This window comes from Catenibacterium sp. (assembly GCF_052354645.1).
Lineage (GTDB): Bacteria > Bacillota_I > Bacilli_A > Erysipelotrichales > Coprobacillaceae > Catenibacterium > Catenibacterium mitsuoka_A.
Map to the genome: position 1 here is coordinate 1 of NZ_DAWDDM010000296.1, position 2413 is coordinate 2413.

A 2413-nucleotide genomic window follows, 5' to 3' on the forward strand; every position below is an offset into this window, starting at 1 on the left:
ATTGGGACAATAAGATTCAATACAATCCTTTTGGAAATGTATTATTGCATCAGTTTACTTCTAATGCCAAAAAGGGAGCTTTAAAAGATATAAAAGGAATAGATTCAAAGTTTTTGGACTGTAGTTATGATCATGGTGTGATTAGTACTTTTTATAAGGTAAAAAACAAAACTAGTAGTTTAAACGTTGGAGATAGTGTGCGTGTCAAGACTGGTTCAAAGTGGTATGATGGTCAGTCAATAGCAAATTTTGTATTTAAAAATCAATATGAAGTGATTCAAGTCAAAGGAGATAGAGTAGTAATTGGAGTAAACGGTAAAGTAACAGGAGCAATTTCATTAAATAGTTTATATTAATGAAATGCGAAAGGCACAATGGTGCTTTTGAATGAATGTATGATAAAAATGTAGAAAGAATACCGGTATAAATTCTACAGAAAGTAGTAACAACATAGGAGGATAGTAATAATGGCAGATGAAAGAGTTTTACAAGTTCAACAATGGTTGAACAAAACATATGGAAATGATAGTAGATATAACAAAATTACAGAAGATGGAAAAACAGGATGGAGTACAATTTATGCATTAAGACGAGCGTTACAAATTGAATTAGGGATTCAAGAAACAAGTAATAGTTTTGGACCTACAACTTATTCTTTGTGTCCGACAATTGCTCAAGGGTCAGAAGGGAATCTAGTTTATATTGTGCAAGGCGGTTTATGGTGTAAAGGATACAATCCAGGAGGATTTACAGGATATTATGGAAATGGAACATATAATGCAGTCAAACAATTAAAAACTGATGCAGGATTTCCATCAGCTTCAGGAAATATGCAAAGAGATTTTATGAAAGCATTATTAGATATGAGCGCCTTCACCTGCTTGGCAGGAGGTACTGAGGAAATCAGAACAATTCAACAGCGATTGAATTATAATTATTATCAAATTTGTCCTTGTGATGGATTATATAATCGTGATATGAATAAAATGTTGATTTATGCTTTACAAAAAGAATTAGGAATTTCTAAAAGTAGTGCTACAGGAACATGGGGGACTAAAACAACTTCATTATGTAAAGCACAAAGCTTTGGTATTGGAGATACAGATAATATTATAAAACTTATTAGATATGCAACAGTATGTAATGGTTATTACATAAATGTATTATCTTCAACATATGATTCTTCTTTAGATTATGTTCTTGAAGCATTCTGTGATCATTTGAAATTAATAAAACCTAATAATAGAGTTAATTACACAGTTATTAAGTCTTTATTAAGCAGTAATGGCGATACTGATAGATCAGCGTTAGGATGCGATACAGCAACTAAATTAACAACTGCGCAAATACATACCATTAAAAATGCTGGTTATCAATATGTAGGAAGATATTTAACAAATACACCTGGAGGAACATTGGATAAATGCTTAACTGTAAGTGAAATTGATAATATCCTAAACGCAGGATTAAAGTTATTTGCAATTTTCCAAGAATCTGGTGATGCTGCAGGTAAATTTACAAGAACATCAGGTAAAAATGACGGGGAAAAAGCATATGTAGCAGCTAGGGAATATGGTTTTTCAACATCGTCAACTATTTATTTTGCAGTTGATTTTGATCCTACTGATGATATTATTCAATCAAATATTATACCTTATTTTAAAGGAATATTAGCATCAAATGCCAGAAAATATAGAATAGGCGTATATGGAACAAGAAATGTATGTAATAAATTGCATGATAATTCTGATTTAAAAATTAATAAATTTTTTGTTTCAGATGCTTCATATGGATTTAGTGGCAATTTAGGATTTAATATTCCAGGTGATTGGTGTTTTGATCAATTTTGTACAGATATTACTATTGGTTCTGGAAATGGAACTGTAAGAATTGATAAAGTAGGAGTCTCAGGAAAAGATATAGGAATTAGTAAAGTTGTCTTACCAGGAATTAATAAATTTTATAATTATTTAACTTCTATTTATGATTTGGCTTACAATTATTGTCATAATATTTCAGAAAGTAATTCTTTAGTTTTACAGTATTTTAGAAAACTTGGAAATTATGGAGGAAATTGGTTTGGAACAAGTAATAGTGTTGCTGGAGAAGCAAGTAATATTCAATGGAATTTAGTGGCAGGAGAAATTGATAATGATTTTTGTGATTTAGTAGAGTCTACATTGGGAAGTGATATTCCTAAATTTAAAGATCCATCAACACAATGCTATTATGATTTTAATCACTTAGCAGCAACACTACAATCAAATATACATGTTTTTATTGATACCGAAAATGAAGGATTGGATACTTTTATTGACTTATTTAGTGGTTGGATGGGAGATCTTACAACTTTTGCAAAGGATATAGAAACATATGTGGAAAAGAATAAAAATATAATGTATCAAGAGTATGC

2 protein-coding genes are annotated in these 2413 nt (G+C 30.3%); both read left to right on the plus strand.

The genetic code is table 11. The features are described from left to right. Positions 1-356: hypothetical protein (locus tag ACT8VG_RS10200; protein WP_444195798.1), on the plus strand; the 356-nt coding region annotated here is incomplete at its 5' end. 111 nt (positions 357-467) lie between these two features. Next, positions 468-2413: glycoside hydrolase domain-containing protein (locus tag ACT8VG_RS10205; protein ID WP_444195799.1), on the plus strand; the 1946-nt coding region annotated here is incomplete at its 3' end.